This is a genomic window from Bartonella sp. CL63NXGY (assembly GCF_042194905.1).
In the GTDB taxonomy this organism is placed as follows: Bacteria; Pseudomonadota; Alphaproteobacteria; order Rhizobiales; family Rhizobiaceae; genus Bartonella.
In genome coordinates, this window is sequence record NZ_JBHINK010000109.1 from 348 (window position 1) to 665 (window position 318).

Below are 318 nucleotides of genomic sequence, written 5' to 3' on the forward strand. Positions count from 1 at the left end.
ATTATTAAGGTGTACATTTTCAGCAAGTGCATCATAAGCCGTGTCAATGTCATTTGGTTCACAATCAAACGTGAATTGAGAACCATCAATTGTTGCTTTTGTTCCTTCAAATACTGTGTATTCCATTATTCTTACCTCCATAATTAAGCGCAGATACTATCGGCATTCTTCATATCACGATCAGCAGGTTTTGTTTGATCGAATTCATTAATCAATGCAATCACTTCTTTTGGCAAGTCTTCATAGATCAAAGGCTTGATCGCTTGCGCTTGGTTAATCTTGGCAACTTCAAGTGGGTTTGTATCATCGAATACGTGT